The 23,870-nt window shown below is 42.6% G+C and carries 25 protein-coding genes, 1 riboswitch and 1 other annotated feature; of the genes, 9 read left to right on the top strand and 16 right to left on the bottom strand.

Features of this window, described 5'->3' with window-relative positions; translation table 11 throughout:
• Nucleotides 1-22: 22 nt before the first annotated feature.
• Nucleotides 23-907: an ROK family protein gene (locus tag C6W18_RS14245; protein ID WP_105927972.1), complete on the top strand. Its 885-nt coding sequence runs from the start codon at nucleotides 23-25 to the stop codon at nucleotides 905-907.
• A complete protein-coding gene (locus tag C6W18_RS14240; RefSeq protein WP_105927971.1) occupies nucleotides 904-2,823 on the top strand; it encodes a BglG family transcription antiterminator in 1,920 nt (639 codons plus the stop codon). Before C6W18_RS14245 ends, C6W18_RS14240 begins: the two co-directional genes overlap by 4 nt.
• A gap of 60 nt (nucleotides 2,824-2,883) precedes the next feature.
• On the opposite strand, the gene arr is transcribed toward C6W18_RS14240, so the two are convergent.
• Nucleotides 2,884-3,300, bottom strand: a complete 417-nt coding sequence (gene arr / locus C6W18_RS14235) for an NAD(+)--rifampin ADP-ribosyltransferase (RefSeq protein ID WP_105927970.1) — start codon at nucleotides 3,298-3,300, stop codon at nucleotides 2,884-2,886.
• Nucleotides 3,301-3,415: 115 nt separating this feature from the next.
• Here arr and C6W18_RS14230 point away from each other — a divergent pair, with 115 nt between their 5' ends.
• Both C6W18_RS14230 and C6W18_RS14225 read left to right on the top strand, forming a co-directional pair.
• Nucleotides 3,416-3,637, top strand: a complete 222-nt coding sequence (locus C6W18_RS14230; protein WP_105927969.1) for a DUF3967 domain-containing protein — start codon at nucleotides 3,416-3,418, stop codon at nucleotides 3,635-3,637.
• Between the two features lie 102 nt (nucleotides 3,638-3,739).
• Nucleotides 3,740-4,075, top strand: a complete 336-nt coding sequence (locus tag C6W18_RS14225) for a hypothetical protein (protein ID WP_105927968.1) — start codon at nucleotides 3,740-3,742, stop codon at nucleotides 4,073-4,075.
• A gap of 18 nt (nucleotides 4,076-4,093) precedes the next feature.
• Here C6W18_RS14225 and C6W18_RS14220 read toward each other — a convergent pair whose 3' ends face one another.
• From C6W18_RS14220 to licT, 4 genes are all read right to left on the bottom strand, one after another.
• Nucleotides 4,094-4,831 carry a hypothetical protein gene (locus C6W18_RS14220; protein WP_105927967.1) on the bottom strand — a complete coding sequence of 246 codons (738 nt, stop codon included), beginning with the start codon at nucleotides 4,829-4,831 and terminating at the stop codon, nucleotides 4,094-4,096.
• A 664-nt stretch (nucleotides 4,832-5,495) separates the two neighbouring features.
• Nucleotides 5,496-6,917, bottom strand: a complete 1,422-nt coding sequence (locus tag C6W18_RS14215; protein ID WP_034320465.1) for a glycoside hydrolase family 1 protein — start codon at nucleotides 6,915-6,917, stop codon at nucleotides 5,496-5,498.
• A 19-nt stretch (nucleotides 6,918-6,936) separates the two neighbouring features.
• Entirely contained in the window at nucleotides 6,937-8,796 is a 1,860-nt protein-coding gene (locus C6W18_RS14210; protein WP_105927966.1) for a beta-glucoside-specific PTS transporter subunit IIABC, read from the bottom strand.
• Between the two features lie 235 nt (nucleotides 8,797-9,031).
• The gene (gene licT / locus C6W18_RS14205) at nucleotides 9,032-9,868 is read right to left on the bottom strand and encodes a BglG family transcription antiterminator LicT (RefSeq protein WP_034320761.1); all 837 of its coding nucleotides are present in this window, start codon (nucleotides 9,866-9,868) and stop codon (nucleotides 9,032-9,034) included.
• 185 nt (nucleotides 9,869-10,053) lie between these two features.
• On the opposite strand from licT, the gene C6W18_RS14200 reads away from it, so the two are divergent.
• The gene (locus C6W18_RS14200) at nucleotides 10,054-10,254 is read left to right on the top strand and encodes a hypothetical protein (RefSeq protein WP_034320459.1); all 201 of its coding nucleotides are present in this window, start codon (nucleotides 10,054-10,056) and stop codon (nucleotides 10,252-10,254) included.
• A 35-nt stretch (nucleotides 10,255-10,289) separates the two neighbouring features.
• On the opposite strand, the gene aimA is transcribed toward C6W18_RS14200, so the two are convergent.
• Together aimA and trhO are read right to left on the bottom strand one after the other, a co-directional pair.
• On the bottom strand, nucleotides 10,290-11,909 hold the full coding sequence (gene aimA, locus C6W18_RS14195) for a glutamate/serine transporter AimA (RefSeq protein WP_034320456.1): 1,620 nt from the start codon (nucleotides 11,907-11,909) through the stop codon (nucleotides 10,290-10,292).
• Nucleotides 11,910-12,251: 342 nt separating this feature from the next.
• Nucleotides 12,252-13,220 (bottom strand): oxygen-dependent tRNA uridine(34) hydroxylase TrhO, encoded by a 969-nt coding sequence (gene trhO / locus C6W18_RS14190; RefSeq protein WP_105927965.1) that lies wholly within the window; start codon nucleotides 13,218-13,220, stop codon nucleotides 12,252-12,254.
• 199 nt (nucleotides 13,221-13,419) lie between these two features.
• On the opposite strand from trhO, the gene C6W18_RS14185 reads away from it, so the two are divergent.
• Nucleotides 13,420-14,502, top strand: coding sequence for an iron-containing alcohol dehydrogenase family protein (locus C6W18_RS14185; protein WP_105927964.1), 1,083 nt, complete (start codon nucleotides 13,420-13,422; stop codon nucleotides 14,500-14,502).
• A gap of 53 nt (nucleotides 14,503-14,555) precedes the next feature.
• Here the strand turns inward: C6W18_RS14185 and C6W18_RS14180 are convergent, their stop codons facing one another.
• The 5 genes from C6W18_RS14180 to C6W18_RS14160 all read right to left on the bottom strand — a co-directional run bounded on the left by C6W18_RS14180 (nucleotide 14,556) and on the right by C6W18_RS14160 (nucleotide 17,200).
• The gene (locus tag C6W18_RS14180; protein ID WP_105927963.1) at nucleotides 14,556-15,383 is read right to left on the bottom strand and encodes an aldo/keto reductase; all 828 of its coding nucleotides are present in this window, start codon (nucleotides 15,381-15,383) and stop codon (nucleotides 14,556-14,558) included.
• A gap of 96 nt (nucleotides 15,384-15,479) precedes the next feature.
• A complete protein-coding gene (locus tag C6W18_RS14175) occupies nucleotides 15,480-15,896 on the bottom strand; it encodes a DUF5301 domain-containing protein (RefSeq protein ID WP_105927962.1) in 417 nt (138 codons plus the stop codon).
• A 29-nt stretch (nucleotides 15,897-15,925) separates the two neighbouring features.
• Complete coding sequence (locus C6W18_RS14170) at nucleotides 15,926-16,387, bottom strand: 2-thiouracil desulfurase family protein (RefSeq protein ID WP_105927961.1); 462 nt, start codon at nucleotides 16,385-16,387, stop codon at nucleotides 15,926-15,928.
• The gene (locus C6W18_RS14165; protein WP_105927960.1) at nucleotides 16,384-16,629 is read right to left on the bottom strand and encodes a hypothetical protein; all 246 of its coding nucleotides are present in this window, start codon (nucleotides 16,627-16,629) and stop codon (nucleotides 16,384-16,386) included. The genes C6W18_RS14170 and C6W18_RS14165 overlap by 4 nt, the downstream gene beginning before the upstream one ends.
• Nucleotides 16,630-16,741: 112 nt before the next feature.
• A complete protein-coding gene (locus C6W18_RS14160) occupies nucleotides 16,742-17,200 on the bottom strand; it encodes a MarR family transcriptional regulator (protein ID WP_034320444.1) in 459 nt (152 codons plus the stop codon).
• Nucleotides 17,201-17,484: 284 nt separating this feature from the next.
• Here C6W18_RS14160 and C6W18_RS14155 point away from each other — a divergent pair, with 284 nt between their 5' ends.
• Nucleotides 17,485-17,859, top strand: a complete 375-nt coding sequence (locus tag C6W18_RS14155) for a hotdog domain-containing protein (protein ID WP_105928115.1) — start codon at nucleotides 17,485-17,487, stop codon at nucleotides 17,857-17,859.
• Between the two features lie 235 nt (nucleotides 17,860-18,094).
• On the opposite strand, the gene C6W18_RS14150 is transcribed toward C6W18_RS14155, so the two are convergent.
• Nucleotides 18,095-19,267 (bottom strand): MFS transporter, encoded by a 1,173-nt coding sequence (locus C6W18_RS14150; RefSeq protein ID WP_034324139.1) that lies wholly within the window; start codon nucleotides 19,265-19,267, stop codon nucleotides 18,095-18,097.
• A gap of 77 nt (nucleotides 19,268-19,344) precedes the next feature.
• A riboswitch (purine riboswitch) is annotated at nucleotides 19,345-19,444 on the bottom strand.
• 148 nt (nucleotides 19,445-19,592) lie between these two features.
• Nucleotides 19,593-19,788, top strand: a binding site (T-box leader).
• A gap of 42 nt (nucleotides 19,789-19,830) precedes the next feature.
• Here C6W18_RS14150 and proS point away from each other — a divergent pair.
• Both proS and C6W18_RS20100 read left to right on the top strand, forming a co-directional pair.
• The gene (gene proS / locus C6W18_RS14145) at nucleotides 19,831-21,264 is read left to right on the top strand and encodes a proline--tRNA ligase (protein WP_105927959.1); all 1,434 of its coding nucleotides are present in this window, start codon (nucleotides 19,831-19,833) and stop codon (nucleotides 21,262-21,264) included.
• Between the two features lie 142 nt (nucleotides 21,265-21,406).
• Entirely contained in the window at nucleotides 21,407-21,583 is a 177-nt protein-coding gene (locus C6W18_RS20100; protein ID WP_167331440.1) for a hypothetical protein, read from the top strand.
• Between the two features lie 51 nt (nucleotides 21,584-21,634).
• Here the strand turns inward: C6W18_RS20100 and C6W18_RS14140 are convergent, their stop codons facing one another.
• Genes C6W18_RS14140 through C6W18_RS14130 form a run of 3 tightly spaced genes read right to left on the bottom strand, consistent with a single transcriptional unit; the run spans nucleotide 21,635 to nucleotide 23,862 of the window.
• Nucleotides 21,635-22,411: a sulfite exporter TauE/SafE family protein gene (locus C6W18_RS14140; protein WP_034324133.1), complete on the bottom strand. Its 777-nt coding sequence runs from the start codon at nucleotides 22,409-22,411 to the stop codon at nucleotides 21,635-21,637.
• A gap of 59 nt (nucleotides 22,412-22,470) precedes the next feature.
• Nucleotides 22,471-22,701 carry a sulfurtransferase TusA family protein gene (locus C6W18_RS14135; RefSeq protein ID WP_034324131.1) on the bottom strand — a complete coding sequence of 77 codons (231 nt, stop codon included), beginning with the start codon at nucleotides 22,699-22,701 and terminating at the stop codon, nucleotides 22,471-22,473.
• Between the two features lie 33 nt (nucleotides 22,702-22,734).
• Nucleotides 22,735-23,862: an MBL fold metallo-hydrolase gene (locus C6W18_RS14130; protein ID WP_105927958.1), complete on the bottom strand. Its 1,128-nt coding sequence runs from the start codon at nucleotides 23,860-23,862 to the stop codon at nucleotides 22,735-22,737.
• Nucleotides 23,863-23,870: the final 8 nt, after the last annotated feature.

Genomic DNA, 23,870 nt, shown 5'->3' with positions numbered 1-23,870 from the left:
TCTTTAATGGAGGGCATTGATCATGCGAATTGGAGGCATCGAAGCAGGCGGTACAAAATTTGTCTGCGGTTACGGAACAACAGACGGAACGATTGAACACATGACTTCCTTTGCAACAGGGAATCCAGATGAAACATGCCAAAAAGTGATCGATTATTTTACAGAGCACCCAGTCGATGCGCTTGGAATTGGGGCATTCGGACCGGTCGATGTGAAGGAACACAGCCCAAGCTACGGGACGATTTTAGATACACCGAAAACAGCCTGGCGCCAATTTCCATTACTCTCTACCTTAAAACAAGCGCTCGGGCTCCCTATGAAGCTTGATACTGATGTGAACTGTGCAGCGCTCGGGGAAGCCCGCTTTTCGACTGAAGCAGAAAATCCTGCTTCGTTGGTTTACATCACCGTTGGAACTGGAATAGGTGGCGGTGCATATATTGAAAATCGCCTCATTCATGGATTGCTACATCCAGAAATGGGCCATATCACAGTCCAACGCCATCCTCATGATACCTATGGGGGCTGCTGCCCTATTCACCATGATTGTTTAGAGGGGCTGGCATCTGGACCTGCCATAGAAGGACGCTATCATACATTGGCACAAATGCTGCCAGAGGACCATCCAGCCTGGTCATTGCATGCCTACTATCTCGGGCAAATGGCGGCAAATTTATTACTCACCCTTTCACCAGAGCGCATCATTTTCGGCGGAGGTGTGATGAAACAGCCAGCTATGCTGCCGCTCATCCATGAAGAAACAGACAAGCGGCTTCGCGGATACCTGCAACTACCAAAACCATTAAATGAAATCGTCACAAAGCCTTCCTTTGACGGATTATCTGGTTTAATGGGAGCGATTGCCCTTGGAGACGACGCCTTACAGGCGCAAGGAGCGGCGCAATGATGATGACGGCAGATACTCGAACCTATCAGCTCATTCAGCGGCTATTCGAAACAAAAGGGTTCGTGAAGCTGGAGGAGCTAACTGCCTCTTTTCGCTTATCTGACCGCTCCATCCGCAATTTAATTAAAGAAGCAAATGAGCTATTAAAGGAAGCCGGGGCCATCATTAAGACCATCCGCGGAAGGGGCTACACTCTCTTAACGAGTGACCAAGACGCTTTCCTGCTTTGGCTTCATCAACAGAAGCTTCCTGCCCACTCTCTCGTACCCGTCATGCCAGAAGAGCGTGTACGATTTATCATGAGAAAACTATTGCTTCAATCTGACTACTTAAAAATTGATCAACTAGCTGAAGAGCTGTTTATCAGCCGCATGACTGTCAGCAGTGATTTAAAAAAAGGACGAGAACTATTAGCCCGTTACGGCATGACCCTTGTATCAAAGCCTGGTTTTGGCTTAAAGGTTGAGGGAGACGAATTGCAAAAAAGAACGTGCTATGCAGACTTGCTGCTTGAGGAAGAACCTGCGCTATCAAATATCACCGAGCGGGAGCAGCTTCATTTTCCTGATATTTCTCTTGAAACCATTCGATCCATTGTGCTGACGAATCTGTATCAGGAATCATTACTCATTAAAGACATTGCCCTAAAAAATTTAGTCATTCATTTAGCCATTGCGATTCAGCAAACACGAAAAGAACAGAGAATATCCGCCAGCACCGAACGCACACAAAGGTCGCCAGTGTTAACGAAAATTGCCAAAAAAATCACTCAGCAAGTCAGCGACACTTTTTATGTTACCTTGTCAGAGGATGAAACAGATTACTTAGTGATGCATCTCTTGGCGAATCAAACGTGGAAAGAAGCGGACCATCATCAAACGACAGAGGAAGTACGGCAGGCGGTCACGGTATTTCTCAAGCACATTGAAAAGACAAGCGGACATCGTTTTGCTGATGATGACATCCTGCGGCAAGACTTGATGCTTCATATGAAGCCATTATTAAATCGAATCCAATATGGTGTGTCCTTACAAAACCCGCTTTTGCATGAGATCAAAACGTCTTATCCTTACCCATTTGACTTGGCTGTCAGCGGACTGAATGCTTTACAGCTGGTGCGTACACCAAATGAAGACGAGGCCGCATATGTTGCCTTGCATATTGCTGCTTCATTTGAAAGAAGTCAGCTCGGCACCTCGCAAAAAAAGAAAGCCATTATCGTGTGTGGGTCTGGATTAGGAACGGCAAGACTGCTTGAAATTAAGTTAAAGGCTGCCTTTCAGCATGAACTTGAAATCGTTGAGCTCTATTCCTATCAGGATTATCTAATGAGCACCTCTTTGCCGTGTGACGTCATCATCACAACCGTGCCACTCACAGCAAAGGGGAAACCAGTGATTCAGGTCAACGCCTTTTTTGAACATCATGATATACAGCGCGTAAATGAAGTCATTCATTTATTAAATGGACACGGGACACCCTCAAAGGAACTAATGGCGTTTTTTCAAGAACGATTGACTTTAATGAATGCTGACCTATCCAGCAAAGATGAAGTATTAGACACACTATGCAGCCGTTTAGAGGCGCATCAGCTAGTATCGTCTTCCTTTCGGCCCTCGGTGTTTGAGCGTGAGCAAATGTCGTCTACCTATCTTGGCAGCGGTATTGCAATGCCGCATCCGCTCATCACAAATGAAGGCAATTCCTCTGTAGCCATCGCACACTTAAAACAGCCGATTGACTGGCAGGGAGACCAAGTATCAATTGTCTTTTTATTAGCGATTCATAAGAATGACGCTGCCTGCATGAACCAATTCTTTGAACAGGCCGTCGATTTACTAGACAATCCAGACCGCATTCACTCCCTCAAGCAAGCCCAAACATTTGATGAGCTGATGGATGCGTTGTTTCAATAAATAGAACAAAAGGCCGCCTCATGAACTGGGCGGCCTTCGTCTTATTTAAAATATGGATCATCAATCGTAGATGACATTTTTTCCTTCTTCACTTAATTTTTTTAAGGAGCTCAGCATATGATTGATTTCTTCATCGGAATGTCTTTCCCATGAACCTAATTCTGCGACTATTTTCAACGGAGATTTCGATCGATAAGAACGTGTTGGGTTGCCCGGAAATCTTTTGTCAGTTACATTCGGATCATTTTCAAACTCGCCTAACGGTTCTACAATATAAATTCTCTCTTTCGCATCAGACCTCGCTAATTCAGCCCCCCATTTGGCCGCGTTTAATGTTCCGGTAAAATAGATATGGTTCGATTTTTTATCCTGATAATTGGATAAGTACAGCGGTTCAAGCAGATCTCCAATCTTCAATTCTGCTTTCGTCCCATGAAAAAATGGACCCGGGTCTAACACCTGCTGCTTGTCATTCATACAGCGACACCCCTTATCATTTTTGACTTGCGTATAACAGTATACGGCCTGATATGGGCGGAAAACACTCTATAAATGATATCGATTTCGGGGTATAATAATAGTAGAGAGTAAGATGGGATTTGTAACCTCCAGCAAGTTGAAAAAACAGCAAGAATACATACAAAGCAGTCTTCTTGAAAGAGATAAAAAGCTGTTAGAGGCCATAAGAGAAACTCAAGAAACTAAAAAATTAATTGCGGCAACGGAGCAGAAGGAAAAAGAAGGACAAAAAAATGTTGGTGGCAGTTTTGGAAATAGCGTATTGATGCTAGGAAGGAGATCTAATCAGGATTGAAGAAAATGAGGATAAAGTAGCCAATGAGACGTTTGAGGTCTTGGCATGTTGGCATCAATAATTATATAATTAACTAAATTTTACTTTGGAGGTGCTTTTTGTATGTCTATTCAAGTGGATGATGATGATGTTTTAGAGATGTGTAATATATATGCTCAAGAAACTCACCACATGGAAGCATTGATTTTGGGGAATCGAAAAGGTTTGTTGGAATTAAGAAATGCAATTGATAAGGCTTTAGAAACTGGTAGTTCTGTTGCACATTTATATCCATCTGATTTTGAGGGTTATGAAACTTGTATTGCTTTAGTGGATGATGAAAAGCAGTTTAAGAAATTGATTACTCCTTATGTAGAGGAATACACACAAGATGATGATGCGATTGATCCAATTGATATTATTAAAGAGTACGATTCCAAAAAAGAAAAACCCTTATAATAGGGTTTTTCTTTTTTTCTAGTGGAGTATAGTTTCACCTTTTTTAGCTTTGTGTTTGCTTGGTATTGATGCTCTAAGTGCATGGTGTATGTGGATGTTTGGAGCTACGTGAAAATGCCAGTACCATTTGGTTGAACCCGGTTTTAATGGGACTTTTCCATTATCAACTGCAAATACTCGTGTTTTCTTTTTACCCTTTTTATGGAATACCTTAACAAGGCTTGTTACTTTCCCATATTTATTTGTGTAGTTCCAACCAATTTCATAGTTCTTACCAAAACCTTTTATTCTGTTTTTCAAATACTTTACGGCAACTTTTGCGCCTTTTGATCTAATAGCCCATAAAGCAACTCGCCCGACAGTCATTGCGATAGGTATGAAAAATAATGGTAGTGCTTGTGTTGTTATTTCACTCTGACTACTTTTGGAGTCAAGTTGTTTCATTCGGTTTTCTAAAGCTAAAAATTCTTCATTGTTGAAATATTGATCTATCACTTTATTTTGTTCTGACTCTGACATGTTTTCAAATTCTTTTTCTTTAAATGGAAGGTTTTCTATGTATTCCCCCATTGTCGTTTCAAGTTCGTCTAATTCTTTGTTAGCTTGTTCATTTTGTAGAACCGTCGGTGTTACTAACACTTCTAATTCTTGTGAATTGATAGAGTGTGTTTCTGCCGATGCTTCTGATGAAAATGGAGTCCATATTGATATGACAAGAGCTAGGGTAATTAGGGTTAAAAGTGTTTTTTTGAACATTTTGTTTATATTCCTCCTTTTGTATTAAATTCCAAAATCAAGGTTATCAAATCAAAATGAGTGTATCAATGGATTTAAGATAGATTTAAGAGAATTACTTTTTTGGTTGCGGTGTCCGCAATCATTTTTTTATTTTTTAGAACTTCGTTTTGATGAAAATTTCTGTGGTAGAATTCGTTCACTGTGGAGGTGAACATGATGACCTTTGAAATTCATGTGATGGATGGACAAATGACACAAGCCGAAATGCATATGTCCCTAAACAATGGTTCAAGATATTCCCACCACAATCTAAAGAAGCCCAAACTAAAAATATCGTCACTACAATAGCAAAAAAAATTGCTGTTCAGGCTCTTCGCAAGTCAGGCACATATTTAGAAAAACCCTTATCGAAAGTAATAGGCAAGAAATATGCAAAGAAAGCTAAATCAGGTTTTTACAAAGTAGCGCAATTTTTATACAAGCTGGCCTACCACCTGATGAAGCATTCGAAACAGCGAAATGGATTGTGATATTCTTCGGATTATAAAAGAAAGCAGTTTGTTAGGCTGTTAAAATCAGACTATCATTCTAGAGAACAACTTGAACAATATGATCTTGCCAATAGAGTGAACGAGCAAAAAAAGCCAACCACCCGCATAAGGTGATTGGCTTTTTTCATTTTTTACTTCCCGATGTTCTCTCCATTTTGCTGAATCAAGGTTTCGTACCAATAAGAGCTCTTTTTACGAATTCGTTTGAGGTCTTTTAGGTCAAATTCGTCACGGTTGACGTAGATGAACCCGTAGCGCTTGGAGCATCCTTGGTGTGTGCTGATTAGGTCAATGGCTGACCATGGGCAGTATCCGAACACCTCGACACCGTCAGTGATCGCCCATCTGATTTGTTCGATATGTTTCTCTAAATAATCAATTCGATAATCGTCCTGAATGGATCCGTCTTCTTCTAATTGATCAAAGGCACCCAGCCCGTTTTCAGTGATAATGAGCGGCAGCTGATAGCGGTCGTAAATCTCGCGCATCGTTGAACGGAAGCCGACAGGATCAATCTCCCAGCCAAATGCATTTTTACTTAAGTACGGGTTATTGCCGCCTTTGTATACGCCATCTTCACCGGATTTCAAATGCTGATCTCCGCCGCGTGCAAACTCGTCATTGCCATCTCCTTTACTTGCTTCAACCGTTTGAGAAGTGTAGTAGTTAAAGGCAATGAAGTCTGGCTTCGCACTTTTTAAAATATCCATATCTCCCTCTTCAATAACAGGAAGAATGTCTTTTTCTTTCATGTACGCCCAAGCAAGGTTGTTATAACGGCCGAAGACTGCCATATCAAGATAAAGCCAGTTCCGGATCGCATTGTAATTTGCCGCAGCAAGTACATCCTCAGGCTTTGGAGATGCTGGGTAAATGAGAGCAATATTTGGCGCTGGTCCAATTTTCGCCTCAGGCAGCATTTGATGACAAAGCGTCATGGCTTTCGCTTGCGCTACGAGCATATGGTGGTTTTGCTGATACAGTTCTTTTTTCGGATTTTCTAAATTTGGGTCAAGTGTACCGAGCGCCGATCCATGTAAAATCATCATGTTTTGTTCATTAATGGTCAACCAATATTTTACCTTTTGACCATACTCCTGAAACAGAACCTCTGCATAGCGTTCAAACGCATCTACTGTCGCACGATTCGACCATCCGCCCTTCACTTGAAGCGCATGAGGCAGATCAAAATGATACATCGTCACGATCGGCTCAATGTCATAACGGCGTAATTCGTCAATGAGAGAATGATAGAAATCAATGCCCTTTTGATTAATCTCCCCATCTCCGTCTGGCATGATGCGTGTCCACGCAATGGAAAAGCGATAAGCCTTCAAGCCCATTTCTGCAAACAGCTTCACATCCTCTTTATATCGGTGATAGTGATCACTGGCTACCTTAAAATCGGTTGTTCCTTCAGGGTAACTTTCTCTCATGTCAATGACAGAAGGTCCCTTTCCATCCTCGTTCCATGCACCTTCTACTTGATAGGCGGAAGTAGATCCGCCCCAGAAAAAGTCTTTTGGAAATGGTGCTAGTGTTGAATATCTCATGATTTCTTCCTCCTCTTTATTAAACTAAGTGTAAAAATGATTGTCCTGGTGTGACTTGTTTTTCTTCTGTTTCAATCATATCGCTAAATTCACCGGAATTGGTAATAATCACTGGTGTTGTGACTGACAGACCGGCTGCTTGAATCGCCTCAATATCAAACTCAGCAAGCAGTTCACCTTCCGTAATGGTTTGTCCCTGCACAACCTTCGGGGTGAAATGCTGACCACCTAATTGCACCGTATCGAGTCCAATGTGAATGAGTACTTCTGCTCCGCTTTCAGAGGTGAGACCGTACGCATGACCTGTTGGGAACACCGTTGTCACAACTCCTGATACTGGTGCAAATAGCTTGCCTTCTGCTGGAATGATGGCTGCGCCCTTTCCTAGTGCGCCAGATGAGAATGCCTTATCTTGCACTTCCTCCAGCTTGATGACCTCGCCCTTTAAAGGACTTTTCACATGAGCTGCTTTGACGCCATGTTCATGTTCGGCCTTTGGCGCAGTACTCGTCACAGGCGTCTCATCTTCATCAACAGGATCTTTAAATCCAATTAAATATGTTAAGACGATGGATAGGACGAACGAGACCGAAATTCCGATTAAGAAACCTGTAAATCCTTGGCCATAGAAAATCGGCAGTGTCAGTAAACTCGGAAGTCCTGACGCAATGGCCACACTCTGTGAATAACCGATAATCGCACCGCCGACCCCGGCAGAGATAACTGCTGCAATAAATGGTTTTTTCAAACGAAGCGTAACCCCGTATACAGCAGGCTCTGTAATCCCAAACACAGCAGAAACCGCTGTCGATCCAGCCAATGATTTCAGTTTTTTATTCTTTGTTTTCAGCATAACACCGATTGAGGCACCGGCTTGAGAGAACACAGCTGGCGCAGTGGCCGGCTTGATATGATCCTTTCCATGGACCGCAATATTATTTAAAATGACTGGCACAAGTCCCCAATGGATGCCGAAGATCACAAGAACCTGCCATGCCATCGCAATTAAAGCACCTGCAAGTGTAGGGCTAAAGGAGAATACTTTTAGTAAGACGGCTGCTATGCCGTTTCCTGCATACACACCAAATGGTCCAAACACAATGAGTGTCAGCGGAACAACCATGACGAGTAAAATGAGTGGTGTGATAAAGTTTTTGACACTCTCATGAATGACTTTGTTAAAGAAACGTTCTATATATCCCATGACAAACACTGCCAAAATAATTGGGATGACCGTTGATGTATAAGACATTAAGACAACCGGAATGCCAAAGAAGGTAACATCTCCGCCGCCTTTTGTCAGCTCTTGAATGGTTGGGTAGATCAGTGCACCTGCAATCGTCACAGCGACAAACGGATTCGCTTTAAACTTCCTAGCAGAAGTGAATGCGAGCAGTAGTGGCAGGAAGTAGAACAAACTGTCTGACGCAGCAAATAAAATTTGATACGACGTATCTTCAGGAGATAACCATTTCGCATTGATACAAATGCCCAAAAGACCTTTTAAAATACCGGCACCCGCCATCACACCGAGAAGTGGTGTGAAAATGCCTGAAACAATGTCGACGAATTTTCCAAAAAGGCTTGTACTCTCTTCACTCGATCTGGCAGATGAAGAAGCTGAATCCTCTAATAAATTCGTAAACTCCCCAATCTCTCTATATACCTCTGGTACGGTATTGCCAATGACCACTTGGAATTGGCCGCCGCTTTCCATGACCGTCACGACACCATTTAATTTTTCAATGGCTGCTTTATCTGCTTTTGACCTGTCATTTAATGTGAAACGAAGTCTTGTGGCGCAATGGACCAATGAATGAACATTTTCCTCTGTGCCAATGTGTTTGATAATGTCTTCTGCTAATTGACGATAACTCATACAAAAACCCCCTTTTTTTGAAAAAAATACGTTTTTGGGCAAAATAAAAACCTAAACGGGCACCAAAAATAGTCGCAACTTGCCATTGCGCTTTTTCAGTGAACGTTTAGGTTTTGCCTGCCGAACAGTCACAATCCTCTAAGACGATCATTGTGAAACCGTATTCTTTTATGTTTATGAGCAAATAGTACCACTCACCTTTTCTCATGTCAACGCTTTCTTTGAAAATCTATCTTTATTTCTCTCGTTTGATGAGTCGATTCAAATGAATTGAGAGGTACAGCATTTCCTCTGATGTCAGATCTCGATGATACGTTTGATAGACATATTCTGCGATTTTCTTTGCACATTCGTATGCCTTTGGATATTTCACTTTGATCAACTGGTATAAGTCCTGGTCTTCGCTGACAAGTAATGTTTCGTTGATCAGACGCTGTACGAAAAAGCGCAAATGCGTGAGAAAACGGTAAAAGTTGAGTGAGTCTTCATCAAACTCCATGTTGAGATGATATTTCACAATGGTGAGAATGGCATTGACTTCTTTTGTGATATTGACCGTCGTATTCATATCTTCATTGAGCTCTGCATTAATGATATGCATGGCAATAAAGCCCGCTTCATCCTCAGGCAGTTCAATATGGAGACGCTCTTCAATCATCTCAAGACAATCCTTCGCCACGAGAAATTCATCTTTGTATAAGCGTTTAATCTCCCAAATGAGCGAATTCTCAATCAGGTGATTTTTCTTTAATCGTTCGATAGCGTAATGAATATGGTCTGCGAGTGATACATGCAGACTTTCGTTTAATCTTCGGTTCAGCTTTGTATGTGCATATTGAATCATTTCCTCGGTCACCTTGACCACATCATACGGAACCTCTTGCAGTAGCATTTTCATCCGCTCGTGAACGGAATGATCCTCTAGGCGAAAGACTTTATCAATTAACGCTTCATCCACCGGGTCCCCGGGACGTCTTTGAAAAGCAATGCCTCTGCCCATGACGACAATTTCTTTTCCGTGTTCATCTATCACACTAATGACATTATTGTTTAGAACCTTTTGAATCTGTATCTCCAAACACCTCCGTCTATGACCCACAATCTTCACTCAAAATATCTCTCATCTTAACACAACTGTCAAATCACTTGGTGTTTTTATCTGACTTTTGCAATATATTTCATAAATATTTCTACTTCTTCATTGCTGGTCTGATCCTCCATCAGCCTGCATACAATACCCCAAGGAGGAGACCGTCTATGAAGAATTTTTTCTGGTCAGCATCTTTTTTATTCATGCTCATCTTCACCCTCGTTTTTCTAGGAATAGTTTATTGGCTTAGCGGACAAGGCTTGAATCAGCTATGGAGATATGTGCTCATCTCACTGGTCACAGCGGCTGTTTTACACGGTGTCACCACTTGGCTAAAGCGGCATGTGATGCATAGCTCATCAAAATAAAAAAGGCTGCCCGCAATGTTCAGGCAGCCTTTCCTTTATTCTTTTGATGATGCTGCTTCTTTCTGAGAAGTACGCAGTTCATCATTGATTTTTCTCGCGTCTTCTAAAAACTCTGTTTCAAATCCGCTTTTGAGTGCCCACATATAAAATAGCAAGGCAACGACCGCTATGAGTGCCATATCCCAGCCATAATGAATCACATTGTAGCCCCCGAATTTGTCACTGCCAAGACAGGAAATGGTCATCATCACAAGTAAATACACAACCATCCAAGCACCGGCCTTAAAGTTGCGGCCAAAGCCCTTCCACTTCACTTTTGCTTGATAGTAAAAATAGATGGGAAGACCAATGAGAATAATGAACAGCACCTGACCTGTTAACGGCCATCTCGCCCAATACATCGTCAATGATGCAAACACAAAGCCTAGAGGAGCAATAATGCTGAGCCCTTTAATTCGCAATGGACGATATAAATCCGCCCCTGTCTTTCTCAGCGTCATGACAGTAACTGGTCCTGTCAGATAAGAAATAAGTGTCGCGACAGAGATGATTTCAGCAAGTACACCCCAGCCTCTAAATAAAAACAGAAAGATAAACGATACGCCTAAGTTAAAAAACATCGCTTGGCGAGGCACGCCGTAAATAGGGTGCAGACGGCCAAGCACACTTGGCATGTATTTGTTTTTTTCCATTCCATAAATCATACGAGACGTCGTCGCGGTATACGTAATGCCTGTTCCAGAAGGTGACACAAATGCATCCGCATATAAAATCAGGACAAGCCAGTTAATCCCAAGCGCAATGGCAAGGTCAGCAAATGGTGAGTTAAAATTCAAATGCCCCCACCCATTCACAATCATAGATGGATCGACCGCCCCAATAAAGGCGATTTGCAAAAGCACATAGATGACAGTTGCAATCAAAATCGACCCTACAATCGCAATTGGAATCGAGCGGCCTGGATTTTTTGCCTCACCAGCCATATTAATCGGGCTTTGGAAGCCATTGAAGGCAAACACAATCCCTGATGTCGCAACAGCTGTCAGCACACTGGCCCAGCCGTTTGGGGCAATACTTGTTCCAGAAGTAAAATTCTCACTATGAAAACCTACGAATAAGAGCGCACCAATTGTTAATCCTGGAATGATAATTTTAAACACTGTAATAAATGTATTGGCTTTTGAAAATAACCCAACTGTCCAATAATTGAGCAGAAAGTAAATCACAAGAAGTACACTAGCGACCATGAGCCCTTCTGTCGTCAAAACCCCTTTTGTGACCAAGTGACTTGTCCACTTTGCCCACTCCCAAGGCCATGAGCTCATGTACTGGACGGAAGCAACCGCCTCAACAGGAATAACAGAGACAATGGCGATCCAGTTCGCCCATGCTGCGATAAACCCGATAAAAGAGCCGTGTGAATATTGCGTATATTTAACCATCCCGCCTGCCTCTGGAAACATCGATCCGAGTTCACTATAAGACAAAGCGATAAATAAAATCACAACCATCCCAATCAACCAGGACAAAATAGCAGCAGGGCCGGCGATTTGGGCGGCACGCCAAGCACCGAAGAGCCATCCTGAACCAATGATTGAGCCAAGACCTACCATCATTAAAGCGAAAGTTCCCATCCTACGATGCAAATGATTCATGTCCATAACACCTTTCGATTAAAATACAGAGTATGTGTCGAGCAAGCGTCTTTCTTTCATAGCCGTTCCCTTTTCATTCAACTGGAAAATATTTTCTAAAATGAACCTTTACCCTTGTTCATTTTTTCGCCTGTTATATTATCTCTCAATTCTTCATTTTCTGAAATAGTCGAACATGCTCATTTCAAAAGAAAGCGCTTTTTCAATGGTTCAATCTATTAGACTGATTAACTACCTTTACCCTTATTTTGAAAAAAACAAAACAAAAAAGAAAGAGGTAATGACTTCCTCTTCCTTATGAACACCTATCCCGCAAAGAAAAAAGGATAAAGGGGGTTCCCTCTATCCTTGTGAAATCGCTTGTTCTTTTTCAATCACAGCTAGTCTTTCTTGTACTTCTTCTTCAGACAGATTGTGCTGCTTCACATAAAGATTACGTTCGCTAGTACGACATTCATGGCTGCAGCTGCGCATATACTTATACTCGCTTTCTTCAGTTGCAATGATTTTGCGGTTACATGCAGGGTTCGCACAGTTTACATAACGCTCGCAAGGCTCACCGGTGAAGAAATCTTTTCCGACAACCACGTGCTCTGTTTGATTGACTGGCACAGTTAGACGGTTATCGAACACATAACATTGACCGTCCCATAGCTTACCTTGTACTTCCGGGTCTTTTCCGTAAGTGACAATCCCGCCGTCAAGCTGAGATACATCTTCGAAGCCTTCACGCTTCAACCAGCCTGAGAATTTCTCGCAGCGGACGCCTCCTGTGCAATAAGTCAGGATTTTTTTCCCTTCAAGAATCTCCTTGTTGTCACGAATCCACTCAGGCAATTCACGGAATGTTTCAATATCAGGACGAACCGCACCTCTGAAGTGACCAACATCAAATTCATAATCATTACGCGCATCAATGACCACTGTATCCGGTGATTGCATTTGCTCGTAAAATTCAACCGGGCTGAGATGTTTACCTGTTAGTTCTAACGGATTCACGTCATCTTCAAGGCTTAGATTCACCAATTCATTACGATGGCGGACGTGCATTTTCTTGAACGCATGACCGTCTGCTTCGTCAATTTTAATCGGCATAGACGCAAAGCGTGGATCTTCTTTTAACGCTTGCATGTACTTGTCCGTTTGCTCAATGGTTCCTGAAACCGTTCCGTTTATACCTTCTGATGAAACAAGAATACGGCCTAACAAACCAAGCTCCTTACAGAATGCTAGGTGCTCTGCTGTAAACGTTTCTGGGTCCTCGATGGGGACATATTGATAGTAAAGTAATACACGATATTGTTTTTCCATATATATAAACACCTCTTAAATTTAATGAGAACATACCGTTCTTTATCATACAGGAAATACATACCTAAAGGCAATGACAGCGGCTTAATTCCATAAAACGGAAGGGTCTATCTACTCATTTTGTCTGATAATTTGACAGAACTTTCTGTAAAGTGAGATGATTTATAGACTATATGATTTTGTAAAGGAGCAGAACTCAATGATCCAACCAGAAGATATCGTCAGAAGCGGTCCCAACCAGTTTATTTCTCAAAAGGGAATTTATCATGAACTAGATTCACTTGTTTCTTCCTTTCAGTCACCCGCTGTAGTGACTGGATATTATTCATTTCATGCTTTTTCACAGTACACAAAGCTCCCATCCCATTGGCCAGTTGTCCAGCACAAAGGATACAGTTCACCAAATGCGATCACACAAATTGCAGAAGAACTAAAAGGAACCGATGTGATTATCGGGATCGGGGGCGGCACTATTTTAGACACCGCCAAATCGGTTGCAGATGCTCTTCAAATTGAAGTGATCATGGTTCCAACGATTCCAGGTACATGTGCTGCGTCTACACCGCTCAGCGTCATTTATGATGACAAAGGGAATTTCATGAGAGTCGATTATCATAAGCGGTCTAGCTATCTCACCTTAATTGATCATACCTTTTTGCTTTCCTCTCCACTTTCCTACCTTCAGAGCGGAATTGGTGATACGCTGGCGAAATGGTACGAAGCGGAAGCCATTATTCGAAATGCAAAAAATTCCTTGCCGCTCATGGTACATGCTGCACTAAAACAAGCTGTATACGTTCGAGATATTCTTCTTTCTCATAGTGAAGAAGCTGTCCAAAGCTTGAAAACAGGTCAGCTTTCGCAAGCATTTGCGGATGTCACAGATACGATTATTACATTAGCCGGCACGGTCGGCGGCTATGGGGGACGCTATGGAAGAATGGCAGGAGCTCATGCCATCCATAATGGATTGACGTTTATTGAAGAAACACATCATGTGTTACATGGTCAAAAAGTTGCCTATGGCATTCTCGTTCAGCTTGCTGCAGAAAACCGAATGACAGAAGTAGATGAATTACTAGAGCTTTATCAAACACTTGGATTACCTAGAAATATGCATGAGCTTGGCATCAAGACTGATCTAAACGAAGCCGCAAAAACGGTGGCGAGCCATGCTGCACGCACAGATGAAACCTTTTGTTTGATTGGTGACTATTCCAAAGAGCAAATTGTCGCCGCCATTCAAATCATTGAGACGTTTCAGTCTAAAAAGAACGTCTGAACATGCTGGCAAACAAAAAAGCACAGGCATCGCAGCCTGTGCTTTTCTTCATATTAAAAATCAAAATTATCTGGGTCTGGACCCGTCCGCTCGTCTTCATTTAGCTGATCGATAACACCCATCTCATGTGCGGATAGCTCAAAATCAAATACTTGTGTGTTTTCAATAATTCGACTCTTCGTCACAGACTTCGGGATGGTAATAATGCCATGCTGCAAGTCCCAGCGAAGAATCACTTGGGCAACTGATTTGTCATGTTTTTTCGCAATATCCTGAAGAACCGGATGGTTAAGAAGCTTCCCGCTGCCTAATGGCGACCACGCTTCTACATGAATGCCTTTTGCCTTGCAGTAGTCTCGTAAAGGCTCCTGCGTCAGCTTTGGATGAAGCTCAATTTGATTGACCATCGGCACGACTTCTGCACCTTCTAATAAATCCTCTAGATGATGCTGATGGAAATTACACACCCCGATTGCTCGAACGCGTCCATCCTTATACAGCTTCTCTAGCGCTTTCCATGTCTCTTTATATTTGCCTTCAACCGGCCAATGAATTAAATAAAGATCTAATACATCCAGACCCAGCTTGTTCATACTTGTTTCAAAGGCTTCGAGTGTTGACTCATAGCCTTGATCACGATTCCAGACTTTTGTCGTAATGAACAGATCATCGCGAGAGATGCCTGATTGCTGAATGGCTTTGCCTACCCCTTCTTCATTTTGATAAGCCGCTGCTGTATCAATGCTTCGGTAGCCCGCTTCAAGAGCGTGTTTGACTGCATTTACAGCCTCATCCCCATCTTTTACTTGCCATACACCAAAGCCTAGCTTCGGCATTTTTACTCCGTTTGCTAATGTGACTGTATCTGTTAATCCACTCATCAAACAAACCTCCGCTTCATTTTTACTTACCAAGCACTATACCCGAATTTTTTATTTATCATGCATGAATTTCGATCATTCAGAGACGGACTGGTGTTATTTGATATATTTTCCTATATCGACTTGGTTGGCATCAACGATTTGATATTCGCTGGTTTGATCTTTCGTTTTAGAAAAATCATATGTCTCTAAAAAGCTTTGATCGTAAAAAGTTAGACCATATGTTTCCTTCTCATTCTCGTAGACTCTGATCCAATAAGATTCTTTTGAGGCTTTTTTAGCTTCATTCGTTTTCTTTAATTTCATACCTGAAAATTCCTTCAGCAGCTTTTGAATATCCTCTTTCTTTTCAAGCACAACACGCTCATTATCATGCTCAATTTGAATCGAAGTCACCTTGTTTTTGTCAATCGAGACCACATCATCAAAAGAACCTGTTTTCGCTTTGATCATAAAATAAATGCCAATGCCAATTAAAATAACAACAACTACACCAATGATCCACTTTTTCAACCTAACTCCTCCTTCTATTCACGTCACACCTATAGAAACAACGAAGTCCATTCATCCTCCTCAGAGAACACCTGAATCCCATGCTGTTTCAGCAAAGCTGACGTCACACCATCTCCAGCCTTCGTCTGACCGTTAAAATCACCCCGATAAATCATCTGGCTGCCGCAAGAAGGGCTGTACTCTTTTAACACAACCGCTGTCGCTTCAAGAGACTGAACCTGTTCAAGCGTAGCTTGTGCACCTTTTACATACATCTCTGTCACATCAGTTCCATGCACATCGACAACAGAGGCAATGCCCTGTAATACATCATATCCATCGCCGCCAATAATTTCTGCTGGAGGCCTTGGCGTGGAGAAGCCGCCTAGCAGCTCGGGACAGACCGTGACCGCCTTATCTTCCTGAACAAGCTCCTCGATTCGCTGATCTAATCGATGACTGCCATTATAACGAACCTTCAATCCAGCAAGACAAGCGCTGACAACAATCACGTATGTTCCTCATTTCTATGGATTGAGTGTTTTTTGCTGACCGAAAAATAGATACATAATGGCAAACAGAATATCGTGTACCCCAAAAAAGGCAGAGCACAATACAAAGCAGCCGCCCAAATCGGCTCTTCAACTCCTGTAATGCCAAAAAAATAAACAAATAATAGCAAACTGACAAACAATCCAACGAATGGCATGATGAACATGGACTTTTTAAAATTTTCTATCATTTCTTTCTCCAATGAGGCTCCCTCCTTTTGATCATGATCAAGAATAACGTCAATATATGTTAATTTTACCATATATAAAAAACCGAAATCATCTAGTTTGTATGATGATTTCGGTTTTTTATATCTATATTTTTTCCTTCCACGCCTTTAAGAAGCGTTCAATCACTTGTAATTCATCCTCATTAAATTGATGTAGGAATTCTAAATAGGATGTGACTGCTTTTTCATGAAGTTCATCATGTAGCGCCGCCAATTGCGTGCCTTCCTCTGTCAGTGAATAATAGACAGATTTCTTATCACCTTGCCGGTGGCAATAGTCCACCATGCCTTTTTCGATTAGTTTTTTCACAGCCTTTGTAATGGCTGGTTTTGATAGTTTCAGTTGTTGAGAAAGAAATGTATTATTTGATTCGTTTGGATTGGCTTGAATCATCGATAAAATGTGAAGCTGTGTGAGTGTCCAATCTTGCTTGAGTGTATCAGTTGTGGTAATCAGTGGATCTGTTGGATCGTTTCGTCTCTTTTCCCTATGCATAATCAGATCTTGAATCGCTTTTAAGACAATCTGCTCGTTTGTTTCCATCTGAACCTCCACTCTTAACTGGTTAATAAAATGGTACTAATAATCAAGAGAGGAGTCAAAAGAAATGTGAATATGAGAAAAAGAACAGGCCATCGGACCCGATAAGTGTATGAACTTTTCTACTAGATTACACGATATGAAACTGCATGTTTTCTTTTTAGCAAAGGAGTTGCAGAGATACCTCCTCTTTTGCTCTCAAATTAATGATGAAGACCTATCGCTTGAAAATGAATGTACATTCATTCATTCCTTTGGTACATTTAAAAAAAGGAGCTGAAGGAAAGATGATTCAACCAGGTGATCAGTTTCAAACAAGCAGAACCTATACACACGAAGACGTGATTCAATTCGGAGAAATGACAGGTGATCTCGGCAAACACCATACCAAGCTTGATGACCAGGGGCGGCGAATGGTTCACGGCTTTCTCACGGCAAGTCTGGCCACTAAGCTAGGTGGTCAGTTTCATTTTATTGGTCAAGACGTGACCTGTACCTTCTTCCGCCCCGTTTACACGGGAGATACCATTACTTGTCAGATGACCGTCACCAAAGTGGAATCCCTTGAACAATATGATCGTGTGCATCTTTTTTCTCGCTATATCAACCAGCATGGAGAAGAAGTAATTACTGGGAAAAGTGAAGGTGTGATTTTGAAATAGAATCGAACATAAAAAAAGCTCCCTAATCATAGGCAGCTATAGACTGTTGACAAAGGACTAAAATGATCTTTATTTTAGCCCTTTGTCTTCTTTTCAGCGTGATAGAAAACCTTTGCAGTCTAGGAAGGACGAGTACCGGAGCGGAGCGAATTTGACATTCGTGAGCACCGGCACGCAGGACTGACAAAGAATGCGAGGGTTTGTCTACACGCTGAAGCTGCCTAATCATAGGCAGCTATTCAGCATGATTCTGACGATCCATATAAAGAGGCGGTCTTTTCAACGAAATCACCGCACAGCTAAAGGCAATCAGCACAAACACAGCACCGAATTTAGCCAAATCAACGGATGAACCGGTCATTGTAAACACGACACCGCCAACTGCTGATCCGATCGAGATGCCAATTTGCAAAGCCGATGTATTTAAACTTTGCTGAATATCAGAGGTTACAGGATCTGTTTGAATCAAATAGCTCTGCAAGGCAGGCGTCAGTGCCCAGCTGAGCGCTCCCCACAGGACAACCATCACCATAAAGAGCACAAACACACCCGCTGTATACGGAAGGATAAACATGACAATCGCAAACGCTATTGTCACAAACAAAATGGCTTTCCCTGAACCCAGTTTGTCACTAAGCCAGCCGCCAAAACCATTTCCGCCAATAGACGCAAGCCCGAATACCAAATAACAAATGCTAATCCAAAACGGTGTCATATGCAGAACTTCCATCAGAAATGGGGTGAAATAAGAATAGAGCATATAATGGCCCGCAAGCATAAACAAGCTAATCAAGTGTGCACTAAAGATTTTCGGATGCCCTAAAGAACGAATTTGCTCTCTAAGAGGTGTGACTTTTTCAACAGGCATTTTTTCCAATAGAAAATAGATCAGCACCATGGATATGGCCGATAGAATACTGATTCCTAAAAACATCACTCTCCAGCCAAAGCTCTCTGTAATAAAGATACCGATCGGTACACCGAGAACAAGTGATGAACTAATGCCAATAAAAATCAGGCCTAATGCTTTCGCTCGATGCGCTGGTTCCACCAATTTGGCGGTAATCGTCAGTGATAACACCACCACAAGCGCTGTACTCATCGCAATGAACACCCTTGACATCATGACAAGAGCAAAGGTCGAACTAAAATAAGTAAACACATTTCCTATTGTGAACACCAATAACGCTATTAAATAAAGACGCTTTCGTTCGATTTTGGCTGTGACGGTCAGCAGCACTGGTGCTGAGATCGCATACACAATCGCAAATACCGTGATAAGCTGTCCAGCTGTCGCAAGAGAAACATCCAGATCCTCTGCAAGGCTTGGCAAAATGCCTCCAACCACAAGCTCAACTAATCCAACCGCAAAAGTAGAAACGGCTAATAAATATACTCTCCAGTTCATGTCTAACATCCCTTCTGTATATCATCGCTTTCACTTTTGATACAGGGTGTAGACAAACAAAAAAACCCTGATTACAAAAAAGGAAAGCGCGCTTTTGTAATCAGGATTTATCGGATCCTGGTAGAAACCCTCAAACCATATTATTGAGGTTATACAAGTCTATTTTTTCTTCAAATATATTAGCATAGCCTCACATAACTGGCAAGCTGTAAAAATAGAAAAATAATGCCATTCCAATCCCTAAACAAAAGGCGCTGAAAAGGAGATTAGAACAACTTGCTTTCTCCCCCATTTACAGGTAAACTGATGAAAAATCAACGAACAATAATCAACGTAGATCTGGAATAGTAGCTTGAATCGATCTTTAACAGAGAGGGAACGGTGCTGAGAAGTTCCTACTGACATCTTCAAGTGAACCTGCCGATTTAGTTCTGTTTCATACAGCGGTTCAAACCGTTATCATGATTGAGTGTAAAGCTGTGCTTTAAATTAGGGTGGTACCACCAGGAATGGTCCCTAACTTAAAGCACAGCTTTTTTGTTTTTTAAAAGGAGGAAAATGCGATGTCAAAGAAACAATTTGTTGAGAACATTACAAGCATGGAAGACGACTTTGCCCAGTGGTATACAGATGTTGTCACAAAGGCGCGGCTCGTCGATTACTCAAGCGTTAGAGGCAGTATGATTATCCAGCCATACGGCTTTAAAATCTGGGAAAACATTCGCGACGAACTTGACCATCAAATTAAAGAAACGGGTCATGAGAATGTCTATATGCCTCTCTTTATCCCAGAAAGCCTGCTGCAACAAGAAAAAGATCATATCGAAGGCTTCGCTCCTGAAGTGGCATGGGTGACTCATGGCGGTGAATCAGCATTACAAGAAAGACTCTGCGTCAGACCAACCTCTGAAGTGCTGTTCGCTGAGCATTACAAGAACATTATTCACTCCTACCGCGATTTACCAAAGCTGTATAACCAATGGGCCAATGTCGTCCGCTGGGAAAAGACAACACGTCCATTCCTTAGAACCCTTGAATTCCTATGGCAGGAAGGGCACACATGCCATGAGACTGAGCAAGAGGCGATTGAAGAAACAGAAAGAATGCTCCACATCTACGCTTCTCTTTGCGAAGAGCTCCTTGCGATCCCTGTCATCAAAGGGAGAAAAACAGAGAAGGAAAAATTCGCCGGCGCCCGTTTCACCTATACGGTCGAAAGCTTGATGCATGATGGAAAGGCATTGCAAACCGCCACTTCTCATTTCTTCGGTAACGGATTTGCAAAGGCTTTTGGCATTGAATTCTTAAACCGCAAAGGGAAACTGGAGCATGTCCAGCAAACCTCTTGGGGCTTCACGACAAGAATCATCGGCGCCATGATCATGGTACATGGCGATGACAGAGGACTTGTCCTCCCGCCAAACATTGCACCAACCCAAGTACGTATTGTGCCAATCGCTTCTCACAAAGAAGGTGTGCTAGACCATGCCTATGAATTGAAAGATCGACTCGCCCGCATCGCACGTGCTGACATCGATGCAAGTGATAAACAGCCAGGCTGGAAATTCAACGAATGTGAAATGCAGGGCATTCCTTTACGTGTAGAAGTTGGACCAAAGGATATGGAAAAAGGACAGGTGATGCTCGCAAGACGAGACACAGGTGAAAAGCAAGCCGTCACATTAGATGCACTTGAACAGACCATCACAGCCACCCTTGAAGACATTCAGCAGACGATGTACCAAAAGGCAAAAGAACGATTACATGAAAAAACATCCCACGCCTACACAATCGCAGACATCGAGCAAATCCTTGCGGAAGAAAACAGATTGATCAAAGCGATGTGGTGCGGTGATGAAGCCTGTGAAAACGACATCAAAGAAAAAACAGGGGCAACTTCACGCTGTATCCCATTCAAACAGGAAACCGTTTCTGACACATGTGTGTGCTGCGGCAAGTCTGCATCTGATATGGTGTTCTGGGCGAAAGCCTACTAATAATATGGACGAAAGAGAAGCATCCTTGGCGATGCTTCTTTTTGTTAAAAAGACCCAAACACCCATTGACCTCACCTACACAATCCCCTATAATTCATATTAATATAATCGGTTTTTAAGACTTTAACTGGAGTGGTGATACATGAAGCGCTGGCCCTCATTATTTGCAGAACGTTGCCCAAAATGTAAAACAGCATTAGAAGTCTCTAAGTCCAATGCCCTGCAAGGCAAAGTCGTGAAAACATGCCCCAACCTTCATTATCAAAAAGAGTACCACCCAGCACTTGAAACGTATATCGAGCACGATGACGTCAAATAAAAAAGACCAACACGTGTGAAGCAGCTGCTGCTTTCTCTGTTGGTCTTTTCTTCAAAATAGATCCAGCCAAATTTTGATCGCTGTCGCTGTAATCATCACGGCAAGTAGCCATTGCAAGTAGACGGCATTGATTTTCTGACCGACCTTGGCACCAATCGGAGCGGCAATCAAACTTGCCGCCATTAACACAACAGCAGGAAGGAGCATGACTTGACCCGTCAATACCTTTCCAGCAGACGCACCGATGGCAGAAAGAAACGTAATCGCAAGTGACGACGCAATGGTCATCCGTACAGGAATTTTTAAAATAGACAGCATCACCGGCACCAAGATAAATGCTCCTCCTGCGCCTAAAACCCCTGAAACACTACCGATCACAAAGGCAATACCAGCGGCCAGCCCTTTATGAAAAGTCACTTCTCCCTCTGCATCTGCACGCTGCCCTTTTTTCGGAATCAGCATGAGGATAACGGCTACAATGGCGAGCAACCCATAGACGAGATTCATCCCTTTCTCCGGCATGAAGTGTGATACATAACTACCTAATAAGCTACCTGCCAATATACTGCTTCCCATATATAAAATCAACGAGCGATGTAAAAATCCACTTTTCCGATACGCCAGCACGCCACCGAGCGTCGAAAAGAGCACTTGAATGGCGCCAATCCCCGATACCTCGTGTGCTGACATTGCCATCACACCAACAAGAGGCGGGATATAAAGCAACATGGGATAGTTGATCACAGATCCCCCGATCCCCACCATTCCTGATAAGAAGGAACCAATACATCCGATGATAAAAAGTGTAATTAAAAACGCAAAATCCACGCTGGTCTCCTCCTTTGCAAAAGGAAAAGGGGATCTTTAGCAGATACCCCCTACATCCTTTAGGACCCTTTTCTCACCCAGAACTTCAGTACATTCCCTTCTTCCGCCTGCGTGATCAATTCATGTCCGCTTGACTTCGCCCATGCCGCCAAGTCCGCTTTAGCCCCTTTATCTGTTGCATGTATTTCTAACACTTGACCTTCCGCCAAGTCGTTCATTTTTTTCTTCGTTCGAATAATCGGCATTGGGCACGCAAGCCCCGTTACGTCTAACAGTTGATCTGATATCATTTGATCGTTCCTCTTTTCCTATTTTATTGAACATTACCGAATCGCACAACGGTTTGGACCAATTTCCATTTCTCGCTGCTCTTCATCGTCTGGGCTCAGCTTCCCCATATTGGCTTTACGAATGTCTTGATAGGCGTTTGGCTGTGCAGGCAGATTCTTCGTGACCATTTGTCTAAATACGTCTTCATCTTCAATATTCAGTCCATGATTTTCTTCAAATAGAACGCCTAGCTCCATCCAAACGCTTCCGTCTTCATTGACTTCATCCATGATCATGAAATGCGCTGGCAAAACAATGAATTCTTTTGAAAGTGCTCTATATCGGTCATAGAGTGTTTCTCTCAAATCACCTACCCAGTCCTCCGCCATTCCAGCGAGATCAGGTCTTCCAATAGAATCAACGAACAAAATATCACCTGAAAGAAGATATTGATTATCCACGATAAAAGATGTTGAACCAATCGTATGCCCCGGCGAGTAAAGGGGATGAATGTCAATGGAAGCCGCTCCAATTGTCATCCGCTGTCCATCTTCAAGCCGTTTATATTCAAAGGTCACCTCTTCTGCATCTTTTGGTGGCAGCCAGTAGTTGGCACCAGTCTGTTCAGCCAGTTTTTTCCCACCAGAAATATGATCTGCATGAAGATGAGTATCGAGCACATGCGTCACAGTGACATCGTGCTTTTTAGCAAAATGGATATAGACATCCGTCATTCTAGCTGCATCTACAATTGCGGCTTCTCCATTTGACATGATCATATAGGACAGGCAGCCTTTGCCCATCCGCACAAATTGATACAACTCTCCACCGCCGCTTAAATCCCCTATCTTCACTGGCTCTAGATGCTCACTCCACGCCTTCATGCCGCCCTGTAAATAATGGGCAGGCCTGCCCGTTTCTGACAGCATTTCCGCCACCATGATAGATGAGCCCTCTTTCGCACAAACAACCAGCACTTCTCGGTCACTCGGTATTTTGTGTAAAATATCCTCTATGCCCTCAAACAGATCAAAGTAAGGCACATTGACATATTCAATCGCTTCCCCTTCAATCTTCCAGTCCTGAGCATCTGCCTCATTTCGTACATCTAACAAAAAGAGAGGCTCTTTGTTGATGACCTTTTTCGTTAACTGCTCTGTCGTCATTGCCTTTACAGTCATGTCTCATT

This window comes from Bacillus sp. LLTC93 (assembly GCF_002993125.1).
GTDB lineage: Bacteria > Bacillota > Bacilli > Bacillales > Bacillaceae > Bacillus > Bacillus zhangzhouensis.
This window is presented reverse-complemented; position numbering and strand designations above follow the sequence as displayed.